Origin of the sequence: Bacteroides neonati (genome assembly GCF_000499785.1) — a bacterium.
Lineage (GTDB): Bacteria > Bacteroidota > Bacteroidia > Bacteroidales > Bacteroidaceae > Bacteroides > Bacteroides neonati.
In genome coordinates this window covers 109,060-128,224 of sequence record NZ_HG726019.1, presented here as the reverse complement: position 1 = coordinate 128,224, position 19,165 = coordinate 109,060, and the positions used below count along the sequence as shown (strand labels likewise).

Genomic DNA, 19,165 nt, shown 5'->3' with positions numbered 1-19,165 from the left:
GTTGATGAACGTATTTTTTTTATAATATTTTCGATATGAATACACAACTATTGCTAAAAGGCTCCTTAGCTACTCTCGTCGGAGCAAGTATCTTTCCACATCAGCTCAGTGCACAAACACACATTATCCTTATTGTTTCAGACCAGCATCGGGGAGATGCATTAAACTGCATGGGAAACCCGGCTGTTATTTCTCCTTCTATCGATGCACTGGCAAAAGACGGCACGTTATTTCTTAATGGTTATTCTTCGGCACCAAGCAGTACACCTGCCCGTGCCGGATTATTGACCGGATGCTCTCCCTGGCACCATGGTATGTTGGGATACGGTCGGATAGGTAATGGCTATAAGCATGAAATGCCACAAATGTTGAGCGATCTTAATTATTATACATTCGGTATTGGTAAAATGCACTGGTACCCACAAAAAGCACTTCATGGCTTTCAGACCGTATTGGTAGACGAAAGTGGACGATCAGAGTCTCCCGACTTTATCAGCGATTACCGTGAATGGTTTCAGTTACAGGCTCCGGGTGTCGACCCCGATGCTACAGGCATTGGATGGAACGACCACCAAGCCGGCTTGTATAAACTGGACGAACGACTACATCCTACCGCCTGGACAGGCGAAACAGCTTGCGAACTCATTCGCAATTATAACAATGATCAAAAGCCTCTGTTTTTAAAAGTATCTTTTGCACGTCCCCACAGCCCTTACGATCCACCGCAACGATTGCTTGATTTATACCAAAATCGTGACATTCCAGCTCCATATATAGGCGAATGGTGTGGAGAATGGGCCAAACCGATCGACCCTACTAAAGCTGCAAAAGATGCTCCGTTTGGAAATTTCGGTGAAGAATATGTTAAGAACTCTCGACGTCATTATTATGCGAATGTAACGTTTATTGATGAAGAAATAGGTAAAATAATCCAAACACTTAAAGACAAAGGAATGTATGACGACGCTTTAATATGTTATGTATCCGATCATGGCGATATGATGGGCGATCATCACCATTGGCGCAAAACATATCCTTATGAGGGTTCGGTACACATTCCTTATGTAGTTAAATGGCCGGCAAAATATAAATTTGAAAAAGGAACCAAACTCACGCAACCCGTCGAATTGAGAGACATCCTACCTACCTTTTTAGAGGTAGCCGGAGCATCTGTACCCAATGATATGAACGGTGCTTCTTTACTGAGTTTGATGGAAGGAAAAACAGATAGCTGGAGACGTTACATTGATATGGAACATGCCACCTGTTATAGCAATGATAATTATTGGTGCGCATTGACCGATGGTAAAATCAAATATGTATGGAGATTTCATTCCGGACAAGAAGAATTATTCGACCTAGTAAGCGACCCGCATGAACTGAAGAATCTATCAGCAAGCAAAAAACATCAAAAGAAACTGATCGAAATGCGTGCAGAGATGGTAAAGCATCTATCGGAACGTGGAGAAGAGTTTGTAAAAGATGGTAAGTTAGTGGTGCGTAAAACAACCATGCTGTATAGTCCTAACTTTCCCAAGAAAGCTCCGGCAAATAAAGGTATTTAAACTGACTCTGCCCCAGTCGGGCAAAGCGCGATAAGTCAATAATAAAAGCGCTATCTATTTTGATTCTCTCATATAAATAAGGAGAAAACAGAATAGATAGCGCTTTTTTAAAGCCTGTTCATAACTACAAAATCAATGGCTGTATAAACGCTTATAGTATAAGAAACATCTCTATTTATAAACCAATCGCCGATAGGTTATTCACCACTCTATTAACCGATAATTCATCAATTGTTAATAACTAAAAGAAGCTTATTTTAAAAGATAATCTACTTAATAACAAGCAATAAACAGCTATTGAATACTTTTATTAATAGCTAAACTACTTTTCTTATTAACAAGTATAACAATGGTTATTCACAATATTGGAAAGACCATACTATCCTTATAAACACTACTGTTGATAAGTTGTTAAGAGAGTATAGGGTTCTTTTTACAGTCCCAGCTCGGCCGATATCTCAAGCATTCGTTTGATCGGTTTGATTGCCTTAGCAGCTACTTCAGAATCGACGGTGATTTCCGGCGACTCGTCTTTTAAACAGGCATAGAGCTTCTCTATGGTGTTCAATCGCATAAAGCTACACTCATTGCAGGCACAGGTGCTATCGTTGGGAGGCGCAGGGATAAAGGTCTTTTCGGGGCATTTCTTCTGCATCTCATGCAAGATACCCGATTCGGTAGCTACGATGAAGCGTTGTTGACTGCTGTTCATTGCGTATTTCAACAGGCCAGCAGTGGAAGCGATGACGTCGGCCAACTTAAGCACCGTATTCTTGCATTCCGGGTGTGCCAGTACCACAGCATCGGGATATTGAGCTTTTAACGCCACTATCTTTTCGACCGAAAACTGTTCGTGTACGTGACAGGCACCATCCCACAATACCATCTCCCTGTTCGTAATTGAGTTAATATAATTCCCCAGGTTGCGATCGGGGCCAAAGATTATTTTCTCATCTTTGGGGAAGCTTTCGACAATTTGCTTGGCATTGGTCGAAGTTACTACCACATCGGTCACTGCTTTGACAGCTGCCGTTGTGTTTACATACGAGATAACGGTATGTCCCGGGTGTTCTTTGATAAATTGCGTAAAAGCCTCTGCCGGACAACTATCGGCCAATGAGCACCCTGCCTCCATGTCGGGTACCAACACTTTTTTGTCGGGACAAAGAATCTTGGCTGTTTCTCCCATAAAGTGAACACCGCACATCACAATCATGTCGGCTTCGGTTTTAGCTGCCCATTGGGCAAGTGCTAAGCTATCACCTACAAAGTCGGCGATATCCTGTATCTCACCCATCTGGTAGTAGTGTGCCAGAATCACCGCATTCTTCTCTTTTTTCAGTTTCTGAATTTCCTTTATGAGTTCATTCATAATATTCTTTTTATTTTCTCTTCTAATTTAAAAATCCTTTGTTAGTGATGATAGGCTGTTAATAGTGTTGGCAAATAAAAGTGATTTTTCTTGTTTCATAAGTTATTAGTCTCCGACAAACGCTTATGAAAGGTTTATCAACTGCCTAAAAAATGGCTATCTATTGATACTAAGTGTCCTATCATACACTATGAACAACTTGTTAATAAGTTGCAAAGTTAAAAACTTTATGGATATAAACAGGGGATAAAGTACTGAAAAATGTGTTTATGTAACCTTTGAAAATTTCTATTAACTAATTTGGATTGTTCATATACGATAAGCCATATAGCTTATTTTGAATAAAGCAAGTATTATTTTTCAAAATCTTTGCCGTTTGTTTCGACAGGTTTTCAACGGTTATAAACAGGTCTGTTAACAAGAAAAGCATTATCTTTGTCGCACATTCAACTGATACATTTGTAAACAGTAAAACCGTAAAGAGTCATCATGATGCGAAAATTGAAAATAACCGAACTGAATAGAATAAGTGCAGAAGAGTTTAAAGATGCCGAAAAACTGCCTCTGGTGGTGGTCTTGGACGATATTCGGAGTTTACATAACATTGGTTCCGTATTTCGTACGGCCGATGCTTTTCGTATAGAATGTATCTATTTATGCGGTATAACAGCGGTTCCACCACACCCCGAAATGCATAAAACAGCCTTGGGAGCAGAGTATACAGTCGATTGGAAGTATGTTAATAACCCCGTCGAAGCGGTTGATAACCTCAAAAACGAGGGATATATCGTTTATTCGGTCGAACAAGCCGAAGGTAGTATTATGCTCAATGAACTGGAATTGGATCCGACCAAGAAATACGCTATTGTGATGGGCAACGAAGTGAAAGGGGTACATCAGGAAGTTATTAACCACTCGAACGGTTGCATCGAAATTCCACAATACGGTACCAAGCATTCACTAAATGTTTCTGTAACAGCAGGTATTGTGATGTGGGATCTGTTTAAGAAGATGGCGCATATCTAAAATGTAAGAAACTGTAAATAAGATAGTTTACCAATGAATGAATCATGCCTAAAAGATTGTTTGGATTGTAGGTTGCATGTATCTGAAAATGATCTTGGATTTCATTATTTTAAGTATAACAAAGGGCAGGTTATTCAGACTCCTGCTTCGAAATATCATTATATCATTTTCTTAATAGATGGAGTAATTGCTGTTGATTCTAATGTGCAAGAATCGCTTATTTGTAAAGGTGGTCAAATGGTAGTATTATTGAAAGAATATAATTATCAGATAACATCGATGAATGATTCTGCGGTAGTTATTTTAAAATTTCTTTCAGCGATACAAATATGTAATAAATTAACAATTAAAGACCTCGATCTCTATCTGGATAAAGTAATATACAAGTTTAACCCCTTGGATATGAAAGAACGAATGGTTGAAGCTATAGAATTGGTAGCAAGATACCTTATTGATGGAGTTAGTTGTATACATTTCCATCATGGTAAACAAATGGAACTATTCATTCTTTTTCGCTATTATTATTCCTTGGATGATATATGCCGCTTCTTTTATAAGGTTATTCGTAAAGATATTAGCTTTTATAGTTTGGTAAGAAAACACAGTAATCAGGCTAAAAATGTAGAAGAACTCGCCATGATATGTGGCTATGGCCTATCTAATTTTAAAAGATTATTTAAGATCCATTTCCAAACTTCTCCTTATAAATGGATGCAACAACAAATGATTGACAGGGTTCATCAAAGGCTTCTTGATAAATCGATTTCTATTAAAACGATTATAGCCGAATTTAATTTTACCGACCATTCTCACTTAAGTATATACTGTAAACGCTACCTCGGAGCCACTCCCTCGCAAATTAGAGAAGGTAAGAATTAATTTGCCTGCTTCGCATGATGATTGGAAAAATTGTCTAAATCTAATTAGTAAATATTCGAATATACAAGATATAGAGTATAACAATAAATTAATCGGATTATTATATTCTATATCTTTGCATTGTGTAGAGCTCACTTTTCCGAAGTGAGTTAAAATCAAAATAAAACAGATGTTTTTTAATATATGTCAGCGAGATACTCGATGAACTATAACTAGATATTTTATAAAAAAATACTATGCAATGTTGTATTATTATTTTTTGCTGTTAATATTTTACGAAAGTTTTTTACGACATAATATGTTAATTGGTTTTAATGATGAAAAATCAAAATAGTAATTTATTATCGCAGTTTAATCAATCAATAATGACGATTATTTTTGATAGAAACTTGAGTGTTGTAGAAATAATTAATCCACAACATTACTTGTTTTTGATGCAACGGGCAGATAAATTTATCGGTTGCCATATTGATAAAATGATTGCTATGGTTGATGGAGTATATAGAAAACCGGCAATCACTATAATAAAATATATAAAAAAAACACTTTTGGAAAATCGCTGTCACTATTTTGAATATATTGATGACGAGTTGGCCGAAAATGTGATTTATTCTGTTTGCTATACTGAAAAAGGGGAAGATGATCGAATATCTCTTTATATAATTAAAATTGATGAAGATAGCTTTTTTGAACTACGCAATGGTTTTTTTCATTATGTAGGTAAAAACAGAAATGAGTATCTATCTGAAAACAAGCGGCACGATCTCGAAAAAAAAAGAATAAAATTAGACGATTTAGAATACTTGAATTTTGCTAATAAACTCATTTTAGAGGCTAGTCATGTAAGTGTCTGGTGTCTATGTATATCCGACATGAATTATTATCCTATCTATGGTGAAATAGAGATTGGGGAAATGGCATCGTTTGAATTTGTAAAGAATACAATTGTACATCCAGATGATCGAGATCGATTCATTGCTATACACAATAAATTTTTTAATGGAGAAATATCACATGCCAATGAAACATTTCATTTTATAAGTGTCCGAACAGGCGAGGATTTATTTCTCAATAATATCATGTCGTCCGTATTTAATAGTCAGGGCAATTTAGAATATATATTGGGTACGCAAAAAAATGTTGCTGAAGAATTGCAGCAAAAGAAATTACTTGAAAGTCTAATTCAAGAGGTTAAAGACACAAATAAAAAAAACGAAATAATACTCAATAATTTAAATGCAGGATTGGTTTACATTGATACAAGTTATAGAGTTATATGGGAAAATGTCAGTACAATAACCGGTCATCCTCGTATTAATAAATATAAGCAGGGTGAAGTTTGTTATAAAACTCTGGCCGGTAGAAATTCTCCTTGCGACGGGTGTCTTGTACTACAGGTAATGCAGAGTGGCGAGATTCTCAAAAGAGTAGAAAGAGAATCTGATACGGTGTTTGAGATTACTTTTATTCCTGTAAATGATGAAAATCAAGATATTATCGGATTGGTCTGTCGTTTGGATGATATTACTGAAATACATAATCAAAAAGAAGCACTTGAAAAAAGCAAGGAAGATCTCGAACTGGCCCTTCAAGCTGGTAGTGTGGCAGCATGGACCTATGATGTAAGAAATAAAATGTTCTATACTTTGCAAGGTAAGGCTTTTGCCGGAGACGGCTTAACCTTGGATCAGCATATATCGATGATACATCCTGACGACGTGCAGATACAATTGGATTCTTTTTATTCATTGCTCTCAGGAAATAAGCATTCTGCAGAGAATGTATTTCGATATAAAATAGATTCGGAAGAATATTATCATTACTATGAAAGTCATATGCGGGCAAAAAGAGAGAATGGTCAAGTTGTTCTAATAACTGGTGCTCAGAAAGATATTACTCAGCATATACAGATTCAGGATGAGCTACAGAAGGCGAAAGTAAAAGCTGAACAATCCGACCATCTTAAATCAGCTTTTCTTGCCAATATGAGTCACGAGATTCGTACACCGCTTAATGCTATAATTGGTTTTTCCGATCTGATGAAAGATTGTCTAGATCAAGATGAAAAAGAAGAATATGGTAAAATAATATCAACTAATAGTGAGTTACTGTTGCGCTTGATCGACGATATTCTTGATTTGTCTAAAATAGAATCGGGAGCAATACAATTTGATCGTAAAGAATTTGATTTAGCGATCTATTTTGACGAATTAGTTGCAACTATGCAAGTAAAATGTACGAATCTTAAGGTAGAGTTTATTTCGATCAATCCATATCAAAGTTGCCTTGTAACACTCGACAAAAATAGACTGGCGCAACTCTTAACCAATCTTGTGAGTAATTCTATAAAATATACTCCGGAAGGATATATAAAAATGGGCTACGAATATCTCGACGATGGAATTAAATTTTATGTTGAAGACAGTGGTATCGGTATTAGTGAAGATAAAAAAGACAGGGTATTCCATCGGTTTGAAAAGTTGGATGATTTTGCGCAAGGTACTGGACTCGGGCTTTCGATTTGTAAGGCTATTACAGAAGCTAATGGAGGGTCTATCGGATTTGATAGTATTGAAGGTGTTGGTTCTACGTTTTGGATCTGGGTACCTTGCAAAGTTAAAACTATCGTTTATGAGGGAGAGTCAATGGACAAGCAGATAATATTAAAAAACAAATTTCACATCAATAAGCCGTTGTTAAACTCTACAATTAGGGTATTGGTAGCCGAAGACAAAGAGAGTAACTATCAGCTCGTTCAGTCTATCTTGAAAAGATATGACTTGACGTGGGTAAAAAATGGTTTGCAGGCCGTAGAAGCCGTACAACAAGAAATGTTTGATATTGTTTTGATGGATATAAAAATGCCTGTTATGAATGGCATAGAAGCCACTCGAAAGATTCGTGAGTTTAATTCCGATATAGCTATTGTTGCGCTCACAGCCAATGCTTTTGATTCGGATAAAGAAGAAGCTTTTCTGGCAGGATGCAATGAATTTCTGGTCAAGCCACTAAAGAAGAGTGAACTCCTCAATACTCTGTCTGTCGATGAGAATGGAAATATACTGCTTGACTAATCTATATCTGTCCGCTCTCTACCAACAGCACGACCCGCTCGGTTATTCGGTCGTCTCCTTCGGGATCGTACTCCTTTTTTAAACTGGCTCCGAATAAGCTGGCAAAGGTTTGATAAAATCCGGCTTTAAACGGACCCATAAATGCCTTTACCAGTTCGAAAGAGCTTTGATTGCTTTGTCTATCGATTAGCTTTATCAATAATTTTCCTTGCGAGAAAGAGAGCTTTTTCATTCGGGGAGTATACTGTTCTTTCAGTCCTTTTTCTACTCGTTTGATGTGTTTCTGTCTGGCTTTCTCGTTGGGCAATGTTTGGAGATATTCGTATGTTTCGATGATTGTGCGATTAATTTCTCGCGAAATGGGATAGACCTTTTTCACATTTCTCACCAGTCTGTAATACTCCATTCGCTCCTTATCTGTTTTAAATATCAGGGGTTTGAATATATAAACAGTCGGAAGATCGACACAAGGAATCGTATCTCCTTTATACACACACATCGGTACGAAATAACCACCTGTATTTGCGTTCTCCTGCGCATGCAGCGAAAACGAAAGGCAGAGGGTTATCCCAGTTAGTAATGCGGTGTAAACTCTTGTTTTCATAGCGCAAAAATACAAGATTATTTTATTAATTGTTCGTTTACTTGCAGTGTTAACCTATTTAAAGTATCTTGCCCCACACAACAAGCTTTGTTTCTATGAAAAATAATTGGCTTATTCGTCTCTTTACAGTTATGAACACCCTGTTGATAACCTCTGTTAATAACGCACAAAATACTCCTGTGGTGCTTATAGAAGAGTTAATGGAAGAATTATCGGTTAATAACGATGAGGAAAGAGAGATTGATTGGACGGATGAAATCGAAGAACTTTCTCAACGAATGGAGCAACCTGTTCAACTGAATAGTGCCACGCGGGAGCAGTTGGAAAGCATTCCTTTTCTGAACGACCGACAGATCGAAAACCTGTTGGCTTATCTATACATCCACGGCCCCATGCAAACCATCTACGAATTGCAATTGGTCGAAGGAATGGATCAGCAAACCATTCAGTATTTACTTCCTTTTGTTGCGGTAGGTACAATTGATAAAAAAACATACATACCATCGTTGAAAAATATATGGAAATATGGAAAGAACGAAGCATTGGCTCGCATGGACGTTCCGTTTTATACCCGAAAAGGATATGAGAAAACATACCTCGGTCCTGCCCTCTATCATTCGCTTCGTTATGGATTTCGATATCAAGACAATTTATACGTAGGATTTTCTGCCGAGAAAGATGCGGGCGAACCTTTTGGTGCGTTACATAATACCCGTGGATATGATTATTACTCCTTTTATTTGTTACTGCAAAACATAGGGCGATTGAAAACATTGGCAGTAGGAAATTATCGGCTTAGCTTTGGGCAAGGATTGGTGATAAGTACCGACTATTGGATGGGTAAAACTGCTTACCTCTCTTCTTTCACCTTTCGTTCGACCGGTATTCGGAAGCATGCATCGACCGATGAATATAACTACTTTCGTGGAGCAGCTACAGCCGTTGCGTTAAGTAAATCGTTCACCCTTTCTGCTTTTTACTCACATCGTTCGATGGACGGAGTTATCAAGAATGACGAAATAACCTCTATTTATAAATCGGGTCTGCATCGCAGTAAGAGCGAAGCAGAGAAGAGAGAGACCTTTTCTTTGCAACTGGCCGGAGGCAACCTGAGCTATCGCAACAACAATCTTAAAATAGGTGCCACCGGTATTTATTATGCTTTCAACCGGCCTTACGAACCGGTGTTGAAAACTTATGCTAAATATAATCTTCACGGATCATCGTTCTATAATCTGGGTATCGATTATAGTTACCGATGGCATCAACTCTCTTTTCAGGGCGAAACGGCCATGGGCACGAAAGGGATGGCTGTGCTCCATAAAATTCAATACACACCTGTGCAAGGTACACAATTAATGCTGCTTCATCGTTATTATGCCCATGATTATTGGGCTTTCTTTGCCAATTCTTTTGGCGAGAGTAGTCAGGTACAAAATGAAAACGGTTGGTACCTGGCAGCCGAAACGGCTCCTTTCTCGCATTGGCGCTTCTTTGCCTCTATGGATCTTTTTTCATTTCCTTGGTGGAAATACCGTATCAGTAAACCGTCGCAAGGAGTCGATTTGATGTTACAGACAACTTATTCACCTCGCAAGAGCGTTAATATGTATCTTAACTATCGGTACAAACGCAAAGAGCGCGACGTATCCGGAACGCAGGGAGAGGTGACACTGCCCGTTTATCAACAGCGGTTGCGCTATCGGCTCAACTATGATACCGATCATTGGTTTTCGTTGCGAACAACACTCGATGGCAATCGTTTTCAGACCAAAGGTAAGCAGCCCGGTTACGGTTATCAAGCTACACAGGCTATATCCTGTCGCTTACCCTGGTTTCCGCTACAAGCTACTTTGCAGGGTAGTTATTTTCGAACCGACGATTACGATTCCCGCGTTTATATCGCCGAGAAGGGGCTGCTTTATACTTTCTATACACCCTCGTTTCAAGGCGAAGGACTACGCTTTTCTGTCCATCTGCGGTATGACATCAATAAGCACTGGATGATGATAGCTAAACTCGGACAAACGCAGTACGAAGATCGGCAGGAGATTGGTTCGGGCTACGATCTGATACCTGGTAACAAAAAAGCCGATATGCAGATGCAGCTTCGTTTGAAGTTTTAAGTATCTTTGTTGGCAACTAAAAACAGATATTGAAATGGCTATTATCTTTTCTTCACCCATCTTCGGCCCGGTTCATTCCCGGCGTTTGGGTGTTTCTTTGGGAATAAACCTGCTGCCTGCCGACGGGAAGGTTTGCTCTTTCGATTGTATTTATTGCGAATGTGGCTATAACAATGACCATCGCCCCTCCAGCCCATTGCCCACTCGCGAAGAGGTACGTATTGCGTTGGAAACTAAATTGCAAGAGATGCAGGCACATGGTCCCGCCCCCGATGTATTTACCTTTGCCGGCAATGGTGAACCGACAGCTCATCCTCATTTTGCAGAGATTATTGACGATACATTAGCCTTGCGCGACCGCTATTTTCCGCAAGCCAAGGTCAGTGTACTCAGCAATGCGACGTTTGTCCATCGTCCTGCCGTATTTGCTGCATTAAACAAAGTAGACAATAATATTTTGAAGCTCGATACGGTCGATGAAGAATACATTCGCAGGGTTGATCGACCCAACGGCAGATACGCTGTTTCTGAAACTATCGACCACCTAAAGGCTTTTCAGGGAAACTGTATCATCCAGACCCTCTTCATGAAGGGAACCTACGAAGGCAAGGATGTAGACAATACAACCGATGCGTATGTGCTTCCGTGGATAGAAGCAGTCAAAGAGATTGCTCCCCGTCAGGTGATGATTTATACCATTGATCGCGAAACTCCCGGACATCATTTGCAAAAGGCTACTCATCAAGAGTTAGATCGCATATTATCTATGCTTACGAAAGCCGGTATTTCGACTACTGCATCTTATTAATGCTTGATAGAAAACACCCGGATGTTCTACTATAAAACATCCCCATGTTTCATAGTAGAACATGGGGATGTTGTTGTATAAAGAATAGTATATTCGGCACTCAAAGAGAATATACCGAATCAGTTTAAGTCATTACTTTGCTGTGTGCAGGTGAATAATCTCTTTGGCTCTATCCAAGGCTACATTGATGTTAGGGCAGATGTTATCTTGTCCGAGCAATTCATAGAAACCCGACTTCTCCAATACACCGTGCACTTTGTCATTGACTCCCGAAAGTACAATTGTTATTCTTTCTTTTTGCGACAGACGACACAGGGTAGTCAGGTTATGAATGCCCGTTGAGTCAATAAACGGCACCTTACGCATACGAATAACACGTACCTTGGGTCGATCACCTATCTGCGACATGGTTTCTTCAAATTTGGTAGCGATACCAAAGAAGTACGGACCATCTATTTCGTATACCTCTACATCCTTAGGAATAATCAGGCTCTCTTCGTGCACGGCAATATCCAGTTCGGCATTCGGGTCGATCTGATCGGTGATGACCGATATCTGAGTAGTTTCCATGACACGTTTCATAAACAGCACACATGCGATGACCAAACCTACTTCAATGGCAATGGTCAAATCAAAGATAATGGTCAGGAAGAAGGTAATGAGCAGTACGGTAACATCCGATTTAGGGTTTTTCAGCAACGCCTTAAATGTGCGCCATTCGCTCATATTATACGATACAATAACCAGTACACCTGCCAAACAAGCCATCGGAATATATTGTGCCAGTGGCATGAGGAACAAAAGGATGAGCAACAACACAATGGCATGAATAATACCTGCTACTGGTGTGCGTCCCCCATTATTGATATTGGTCATCGTACGTGCAATGGCACCTGTAGCCGGAATACCGCCAAATAGCGGAGTGATGAGATTGGCAGCTCCCTGAGCAATCAGCTCTGTGTTTGAATCGTGCTTATCGCCCATTACACCATCGGCTACGGTGGCCGAAAGCAATGATTCGATAGCCCCCAGTACGGCAATGGTAATAGCTACCGGGAAGAGGTTTTTAATGGCTTCCCAGTTTAATACCGGTACTGCCGCAGCGGGTAGTTCGGACTTAATTGTAAAACGATCGCCGATGGTGTCGATGCAATCAATACCACCGTATCTCTTCAGGAGATAAACCACTCCGGTAATGACAACAATAGCAATCAATGATCCCGGTATCTTTTTTGAGAAACGGGGTGTCAGCGCAATGATGGCAATACTGACAATACTAATAATTGTGTTCCACCAGTTTATCGTGTCGAAGTGTTGAAAATAGAGCATCCATTTACCTACAAAATCTCCCGGTACCTTTTCGCCACCAAAAGTTAATCCGAATACATCGGCAATCTGTGTTGTAAAGATAGTTACCGCAATACCGCTGGTAAACCCTACTATAATAGGATAAGGAATAAACTTGATTACTGCTCCGAGCTTGAAAACACCCAGTAGAATGAGTAAAATACCGGCCATAAGGGTTGCTACGATAAGACCTGCTTCGCCATATTGTTGAATAATGCCGTAGATAATAACGATAAATGCCCCCGTAGGTCCGCCAATCTGCACTTTGCTACCGCCGAGCATTGATACAATAAAACCGGCAATAATGGCCGTGATGATTCCCTTCTCGGGCGATACCCCCGATGCAATACCAAACGCTATGGCCAATGGGAGGGCAACGATACCTACAATAATACCGGCCATTAAATCGGCCGTAAATGTTTCTTTAGAGTAATTTTTTAAAGCTGAGAAGAGCTTTGGTCTGAATTCGAACACTTTCATTCTTTTTAAAATTAGATGTATTTCGCTAAATGGTTACTTATTGAAAAAGAAAGTGCAAAATTACATAAAATAATCGTAAGGGGGTCTCATTTGGTTTTTTATTTGTTTTTAATACGTTTTATAAATGATGTGATAGATTTTATTAATTAAGAAAGCAAAGCTTATTACGAACTAATTCTCTATATTTGTGTTGTAAAACAAAACATAGATAACGACAGACATATTAACCCCTTATTTAAATATATTGTATTATGAGTAAAAGTGTTAAAGGAACTAGAACCGAGAAGAATTTGTTGACTTCATTTGCAGGAGAGTCACAAGCCAGAATGCGTTATACTTATTTCGCAAGCAAAGCTAAAAAAGAAGGTTACGAACAAATTTCGGCTATTTTTAGCGAAACAGCCGATCAGGAAAAAGAACATGCAGAGCGTATGTTTAAGTTTTTAGAAGGTGGCATGGTCGAAATTACAGCCAGCTATCCGGCAGGTGTTATTGGAACTACTTTGCAAAACTTACAAGAAGCTGCTTCGGGCGAGTACGAAGAGTGGTCGCATGATTATCCTCACTTTGCCGATGTGGCCGAAGAAGAGGGTTTCCCAATGATTGCTGCTATGTATCGTAATATCAGTGTGGCCGAAAAAGGACACGAAGAGAGATACCGCGCGTTCATCAAGAACATTGAAACAGCTCAGGTTTTTGCTAAAGAAGGCGAAGTAGTATGGCAGTGCCGTAATTGTGGTTATATTCAGGTAGGTAAAGAGGCTCCCGAAGTATGTCCGGCTTGCTTGCATCCTCAAGCTTACTTTGAGGTAAAGAAAGAGAATTACTAATCGTTGATTGTAACCGGTTCATAAGTATGCATCATTAATAACAGCATCATAGAATCGGGTTAGATATAAGAGAAGGCTCCGATAAAAATGAACATTTTGTCGGAGCCTTCTCTTATGTTATTGTACCTCAAAGAGGTTTTTATTTAGAAATATGCGGATAATCGATGGTATAATGTAGCCCACGACTCTCTTTTCGTTCCATGGCTTGTCGCATGATGAGATAGCCTACATTGATCATGTTGCGAAGCTCACAAATCTCTTTGGTTGCTACACTGCGTTTAAAGAGGCTCTCAGTTTCCTCGTATAAGATATCCAAACGATCCCATGCCCGTTTGAGGCGAAGGTCGCTACGTACGATACCTACATAAGTGCTCATGATCTGGTTTACCTCTTTCATGCTTTGTGTAATCAATACCATCTCTTCGGGCGAGCTGGTACCTTCGTCATTCCAGTCGGGAATATTCTCGTTATATGCATAGTTGTCGATTAACGCCAAACAATGTTTGGCAGCAGCATCGGCATAGACTGCTGCTTCGATCAGCGAGTTGGATGCCAGGCGATTTCCTCCATGCAGTCCGGTACAAGAGCATTCGCCGGCAGCATAAAGACGCTTGATTGACGACTGTGCATCGAGATCAACCTTGATACCTCCGCATAGATAATGGGCAGAGGGTGCCACAGGAATATAGTCTTTGGTAATGTCGATACCCAGGCTAAGACACTTTTCGTAGATATTGGGAAAATGCTTTTTGGTTAGTTCGGGGTCTTTGTGTGTTACGTCGAGGTATACATGATCGTCGCCACGATTTTTCATTTCATTATCTATGGCACGGGCCACTATATCGCGTGGTGCCAATGAAAGGCGTGCATCGTATTTCTGCATAAACTCATTGCCATCCATGGTACGCAATACTCCTCCGTATCCGCGCATCGCTTCGGTGATGAGGAACGAAGGCCGATCGCCCGGATGATACAGTGCGGTAGGATGAAATTGTACGAACTCCATATCCTTCACCGTTCCTTTGGCACGATACACCATTGCAATTCCATCTCCGGTAGCTACCAACGGATTGGTGGTTGTTTGATAAACAGCTCCCACACCACCGGTTGCCATCAGCGTTACTTTTGAGAGGTATGTATCTACCTTACCTGTAGAGGGATCGAGTACGTATGCACCATAACATTCCGTATCGGGAGTTTGGCGGGTAACGGTAAATCCGAGGTGGTGTTGGGTGAGTATTTCGATAGCGAACTGATTCTCAATCACTGTGATGTTAGGGTGTTGCTTCACTGCCTTGATGAGGCTGTCTTGAATTTCGGCACCGGTATTATCCTTATGATGAAGGATACGGAACTCGGAGTGGCCTCCTTCGCGATGCAAATCGAACTCTCCTTGTTCATTCTTATCAAAGTCGACTCCCCAGTTGATGAGTGCTTCGATTTGAGCAGGTGCTTCGCGTACCACCTTTTCTACTGCTTCACGATCGCTTATCCAGTCGCCGGCAATCATTGTGTCTTCGATGTGCTTGTCGAAATTATCGACCATCAGATTCGTGACAGAGGCAACCCCTCCTTGTGCAAAGTAGGTGTTGGCCTCTTCCAACTCGCTCTTACAGATAAGGGCTACTTTTCCTTTGTGTGCCACTTTAAGGGCAAAACTCATTCCTGCAATTCCGGAACCGATAACGAGGAAATCGAACTTTTTAACCATAATCATGTTGTTTCTTACCGCAAAGCTACGAAAATACTTTTTTCATTGTGCTTTTCGTTGTCACTAATTCATAAAATTACTACCTTGCAGGCAAAAATCTGACAAAATGAATCGAATATTCCATGCTCGCATTGCCGGCTATCAGTATTTCCTGATCTTAGTCTTAGGAGCCAATGCCGTGATGGCTCTCTGGGGTAAACATGCTATACTGGCTATTGTATGGATGTTGCTATTGGTGGTAGTCATTGAGCGAATCATTCATACCTCTTATACAATTACGACCGACGATCAGTTAATTCTTTTCTCGGGGCGATTCATTCGTAAACGAACCATTCCGCTGAAAGATATTACGTCGGTAGCACTTCACCACTCCATGAAGTTTGGCCGGTTCTCCATATTGCGCTATGTATTGATCGAATACGGTCATGGAAAATATGCCACCGCACTTCCTGTGAAAGAAAAGGAGTTTATTGCCTTGATAGAACAACGATTAACCAAAAATAGAATATGAAGTATCAACTAATTATCATTGGTGGTGGCCCTGCGGGTTATACAGCCGCCGAAGCTGCCGGCAAAGCCGGATTGAGTGTGTTGCTTATTGAAAAACAAAACCTGGGTGGTGTTTGCTTAAACGAAGGATGTATTCCTACGAAAACACTGCTTTATTCGGCAAAAACCTACGACGGAGCAAGGCATGCCTCCAAGTATGCAGTGATTGTACCCGAGGTCTCTTTTGATCTACCTAAAATCATTGCCCGCAAAGCAAAGGTGGTACGTAAACTTGTATTGGGAGTGAAAGCCAAATTGACTGCCCATAACGTAACTATCTTGGCAGGCGAAGCACAGATCGTTGATAAGAATCACGTAACTTGTGCCGGAGAGGTATATGAATGCGAAAACCTACTGCTTTGTACCGGTTCCGAAACATTTGTTCCACCTATTTCCGGGGTTCAGACGGTTGACTATTGGACACATCGCGAAGCACTTGACAGCAAAGAGCTACCCGAATCACTGGTAGTAGTCGGAGGAGGTGTGATCGGTATGGAGTTTGCCTCTTTCTTCAATAGTCTGGGCGTAGATGTAACGGTTGTTGAAATGATGGACGAGATACTTGGCGGAATGGATAAAGAGCTTTCTGCTTTGCTTCGTGCCGATTATGCAAAACGAGGAATAAAGTTCCTGCTAAGTACCAAAGTAATAAGTATTGCACAGACAACCGATGAATCGGTACAAGGAGTAGTAGTACATTATGAAAATACCGATGGTGTAGGTAGTGTGGCTGCACAGAGACTATTGATGAGTGTTGGGCGCAGACCGGTAACCAAAGGCTTCGGGCTTGAGAATCTGAATTTGGAACTTACAGAGCGAGGTACCATTCGTGTCGATGAGCAGATGCAAAGCTCGGTTTCCGGCGTGTATGTATGTGGCGATTTAACAGGCTTTTCCCTATTGGCTCATACAGCCGTTCGAGAGGCCGAAGTGGCTGTACATACCATAATAGGTAAAGAAGACGCCATGAGCTATCGGGCCATTCCGGGTGTTGTATACACCAATCCTGAGATAGCAGGTGTGGGGCAAACGGAAGAGTCCTTACAAGCCAAAGGTATTGCTTACCGTGTAGTGAAGCTTCCGATGGCTTACTCGGGACGTTTCGTTGCTGAGAATGAAGGAGTAAACGGAGTATGCAAGGTATTGCTTTCCGAAGCCGATGACCGGGTGCTCGGTGTTCATGTATTGGGCAATCCTGCATCGGAGATTATTACGTTGGCTGCTATGGCTATTGACTTAGAGCTAACGGCTGCTGCATGGAAAAAGATCGTATTCCCCCACCCTACTGTTAGCGAGATTTTCCGGGAGGCTTTATGAAGAAACTGAGTTGTTTGCTGCTTCTAACTGTCTGCTTCTCTACCGTTGTATGGGGGCAGACAGCTCTTGCATCGAAATTTGATTCGTTGATTGCCCGATTATTGCCTTCCGGATCGGAAGCAGGCATTGCGGTGTATGACCTGACGGAGCGGAAACCACTCTATACGTATCGTGATAAGCATCTTGCTCATCCGGCTTCGACAATGAAACTACTCACTACTATCACAGCACTTTCGCAGCCTGATTCGGATAAACCTTTCCGTACGGAATTGTGGTACCAAGGTGTGATTGAGCACGATACCCTACAGGGCGATCTGTATGTGGTGGGAGGTTTTGATCCTGAGTTTGGTGAGAAAGGAATGATGGCTTTGGTTGATGATATTGCTACGCTGCCCTGTTCGGTGATTAACGGTCGGGTGTATGGTGATGTTTCCATGAAAGATTCGCTCTATTTTGGTAATGGTTGGTTGTGGGACGATACACCGTTTGCCTATCAGCCCTATTTATCTCCGTTGATGTATGAGAAAGGTGTTGTGACGGTGACTGCCACTCCAAGTACACAGCAAGGTGCGAAGGCTCGTTTGACGGTCAAGCCTGCATCTACCTATTATACCTTATCGAATCAAACGCAAAGCCGGACATCCGGTGCGGGGAAATTTGTAGTTACACGTAACTGGCTGTCGGACGGAAACCACATAACTGTTGCCGGAAATGTGCAACATACACAAATAGATGCCGTGAATGTGCGTTCCTCGCAAGACTTCTTTATGCATACGCTCCTTGATCGGTTACGATCCAAAGGAATAGCGGTAACAGAGGGTTATGCCTATACTGAGTTTCGGAAAGATAGTGCTTCTGTACAAGTATCTTCTTGGGAAACCCCTGTAGAAGAGGTCGTTGAGAAGATTATGAAAGAGAGCGACAATCTCAATGCCGAAGCCATGCTATACAGGATGGGGGCACAGGCTACCGGTCGTAAATACGTATCAGTAACTGACGGTATTGCAGAAATAACAAAATTGGCTACTCAATTGGGCTATGCCCCCGATACGTATAAGATAGCCGATGGTTCCGGTTTATCGCGCTATGATTATCTTTCTCCGGCTCTTCTTCTTGACTTTCTGGTCTATGCTTATTCGCAAACGGAGCTATTCCAGAAACTCTATAAAGCTCTTCCTATAGCAGGTATTGATGGCACACTAAAACATCGGATGAAAGCAGGTAAGGCTTATAAAAGAGTGCATGCCAAGACGGGCTCTTATACCGGCATCAATGCTTTGGCGGGTTATTTGAAAGCCTCCAACGGACATGATATAGCGTTTGTTATCATGAATCAGAATGTACTTTCGCCGGCAAAGGCACGTGCCTTTCAGGATGCAGTGTGTGAATTGCTGGTCGATTGATTGCCGAATACACAGAGGGCACAGAGATTGTATGAATACGAAATCTCTGTGCCCTTTATATATAATGTGGTAAA

14 protein-coding genes are annotated in these 19,165 nt (G+C 40.9%); 10 read left to right on the top strand and 4 right to left on the bottom strand.

Annotated elements, in window-relative coordinates:
* Positions 1-35: 35 nt before the first annotated feature.
* Positions 36-1,565, top strand: coding sequence for an arylsulfatase (locus tag TY03_RS00505; RefSeq protein WP_042366371.1), 1,530 nt, complete (start codon positions 36-38; stop codon positions 1,563-1,565).
* 433 nt (positions 1,566-1,998) lie between these two features.
* Here TY03_RS00505 and nadA read toward each other — a convergent pair whose 3' ends face one another.
* Entirely contained in the window at positions 1,999-2,937 is a 939-nt protein-coding gene (gene nadA, locus TY03_RS00500; RefSeq protein ID WP_042366369.1) for a quinolinate synthase NadA, read from the bottom strand.
* Between the two features lie 492 nt (positions 2,938-3,429).
* Here nadA and TY03_RS00495 point away from each other — a divergent pair, with 492 nt between their 5' ends.
* The 3 genes from TY03_RS00495 (at position 3,430) to TY03_RS21365 (ending at position 7,916) form a co-directional block, all read left to right on the top strand.
* Complete coding sequence (locus tag TY03_RS00495) at positions 3,430-3,963, top strand: RNA methyltransferase (protein ID WP_042367218.1); 534 nt, start codon at positions 3,430-3,432, stop codon at positions 3,961-3,963.
* A gap of 33 nt (positions 3,964-3,996) precedes the next feature.
* Positions 3,997-4,842, top strand: a complete 846-nt coding sequence (locus tag TY03_RS00490; protein WP_042366366.1) for a helix-turn-helix domain-containing protein — start codon at positions 3,997-3,999, stop codon at positions 4,840-4,842.
* A 314-nt stretch (positions 4,843-5,156) separates the two neighbouring features.
* Positions 5,157-7,916, top strand: coding sequence for a hybrid sensor histidine kinase/response regulator (locus TY03_RS21365; RefSeq protein ID WP_052332351.1), 2,760 nt, complete (start codon positions 5,157-5,159; stop codon positions 7,914-7,916).
* Position 7,917: 1 nt separating this feature from the next.
* Here the strand turns inward: TY03_RS21365 and TY03_RS00480 are convergent, their stop codons facing one another.
* Positions 7,918-8,520 (bottom strand): DUF4294 domain-containing protein, encoded by a 603-nt coding sequence (locus TY03_RS00480; RefSeq protein ID WP_042366364.1) that lies wholly within the window; start codon positions 8,518-8,520, stop codon positions 7,918-7,920.
* A gap of 95 nt (positions 8,521-8,615) precedes the next feature.
* Here TY03_RS00480 and TY03_RS00475 point away from each other — a divergent pair, with 95 nt between their 5' ends.
* Complete coding sequence (locus TY03_RS00475; protein WP_042366362.1) at positions 8,616-10,646, top strand: helix-hairpin-helix domain-containing protein; 2,031 nt, start codon at positions 8,616-8,618, stop codon at positions 10,644-10,646.
* 34 nt (positions 10,647-10,680) lie between these two features.
* Complete coding sequence (locus TY03_RS00470; RefSeq protein WP_042366360.1) at positions 10,681-11,454, top strand: radical SAM protein; 774 nt, start codon at positions 10,681-10,683, stop codon at positions 11,452-11,454.
* A gap of 132 nt (positions 11,455-11,586) precedes the next feature.
* Here the strand turns inward: TY03_RS00470 and TY03_RS00465 are convergent, their stop codons facing one another.
* Entirely contained in the window at positions 11,587-13,281 is a 1,695-nt protein-coding gene (locus TY03_RS00465; RefSeq protein ID WP_042366358.1) for a SulP family inorganic anion transporter, read from the bottom strand.
* A gap of 251 nt (positions 13,282-13,532) precedes the next feature.
* On the opposite strand from TY03_RS00465, the gene rbr reads away from it, so the two are divergent.
* Positions 13,533-14,111 carry a rubrerythrin gene (gene rbr / locus TY03_RS00460; RefSeq protein ID WP_042366356.1) on the top strand — a complete coding sequence of 193 codons (579 nt, stop codon included), beginning with the start codon at positions 13,533-13,535 and terminating at the stop codon, positions 14,109-14,111.
* A gap of 139 nt (positions 14,112-14,250) precedes the next feature.
* Here rbr and nadB read toward each other — a convergent pair whose 3' ends face one another.
* Positions 14,251-15,822 carry an L-aspartate oxidase gene (nadB, locus tag TY03_RS00455; RefSeq protein WP_042367214.1) on the bottom strand — a complete coding sequence of 524 codons (1,572 nt, stop codon included), beginning with the start codon at positions 15,820-15,822 and terminating at the stop codon, positions 14,251-14,253.
* A gap of 106 nt (positions 15,823-15,928) precedes the next feature.
* Here nadB and TY03_RS00450 point away from each other — a divergent pair, with 106 nt between their 5' ends.
* The 3 genes from TY03_RS00450 to dacB are packed head-to-tail and all read left to right on the top strand — an operon-like array spanning position 15,929 to position 19,091.
* A complete protein-coding gene (locus TY03_RS00450; RefSeq protein ID WP_042366354.1) occupies positions 15,929-16,333 on the top strand; it encodes a PH domain-containing protein in 405 nt (134 codons plus the stop codon).
* On the top strand, positions 16,330-17,688 hold the full coding sequence (gene lpdA / locus TY03_RS00445; RefSeq protein WP_042366352.1) for a dihydrolipoyl dehydrogenase: 1,359 nt from the start codon (positions 16,330-16,332) through the stop codon (positions 17,686-17,688). Before TY03_RS00450 ends, lpdA begins: the two co-directional genes overlap by 4 nt.
* Positions 17,685-19,091 carry a D-alanyl-D-alanine carboxypeptidase/D-alanyl-D-alanine endopeptidase gene (gene dacB / locus TY03_RS00440; protein ID WP_042366350.1) on the top strand — a complete coding sequence of 469 codons (1,407 nt, stop codon included), beginning with the start codon at positions 17,685-17,687 and terminating at the stop codon, positions 19,089-19,091. The genes lpdA and dacB overlap by 4 nt, the downstream gene beginning before the upstream one ends.
* The last annotated feature ends 74 nt before the right edge of the window (positions 19,092-19,165 follow it).

Bases quoted from the DNA above. Each gene is read 5' to 3' on its own strand.
- TY03_RS00465 (WP_042366358.1), bottom strand. From the start codon at position 13,281: ATGAAAGTGTTCGAATTCAGACCAAAGCTCTTCTCAGCTTTAAAAAAT.
- TY03_RS00470 (WP_042366360.1), top strand. From the start codon at position 10,681: ATGGCTATTATCTTTTCTTCACCCATCTTCGGCCCGGTTCATTCCCGG.
- TY03_RS00490 (WP_042366366.1), top strand. From the start codon at position 3,997: ATGAATGAATCATGCCTAAAAGATTGTTTGGATTGTAGGTTGCATGTA.
- TY03_RS00450 (WP_042366354.1), top strand. From the start codon at position 15,929: ATGAATCGAATATTCCATGCTCGCATTGCCGGCTATCAGTATTTCCTG.
- TY03_RS21365 (WP_052332351.1), top strand. From the start codon at position 5,157: ATGATGAAAAATCAAAATAGTAATTTATTATCGCAGTTTAATCAATCA.
- TY03_RS00495 (WP_042367218.1), top strand. From the start codon at position 3,430: ATGCGAAAATTGAAAATAACCGAACTGAATAGAATAAGTGCAGAAGAG.
- TY03_RS00505 (WP_042366371.1), top strand. From the start codon at position 36: ATGAATACACAACTATTGCTAAAAGGCTCCTTAGCTACTCTCGTCGGA.
- lpdA (WP_042366352.1), top strand. From the start codon at position 16,330: ATGAAGTATCAACTAATTATCATTGGTGGTGGCCCTGCGGGTTATACA.
- TY03_RS00480 (WP_042366364.1), bottom strand. From the start codon at position 8,520: ATGAAAACAAGAGTTTACACCGCATTACTAACTGGGATAACCCTCTGC.
- rbr (WP_042366356.1), top strand. From the start codon at position 13,533: ATGAGTAAAAGTGTTAAAGGAACTAGAACCGAGAAGAATTTGTTGACT.
- TY03_RS00475 (WP_042366362.1), top strand. From the start codon at position 8,616: ATGAAAAATAATTGGCTTATTCGTCTCTTTACAGTTATGAACACCCTG.
- nadB (WP_042367214.1), bottom strand. From the start codon at position 15,822: ATGGTTAAAAAGTTCGATTTCCTCGTTATCGGTTCCGGAATTGCAGGA.
- dacB (WP_042366350.1), top strand. From the start codon at position 17,685: ATGAAGAAACTGAGTTGTTTGCTGCTTCTAACTGTCTGCTTCTCTACC.
- nadA (WP_042366369.1), bottom strand. From the start codon at position 2,937: ATGAATGAACTCATAAAGGAAATTCAGAAACTGAAAAAAGAGAAGAAT.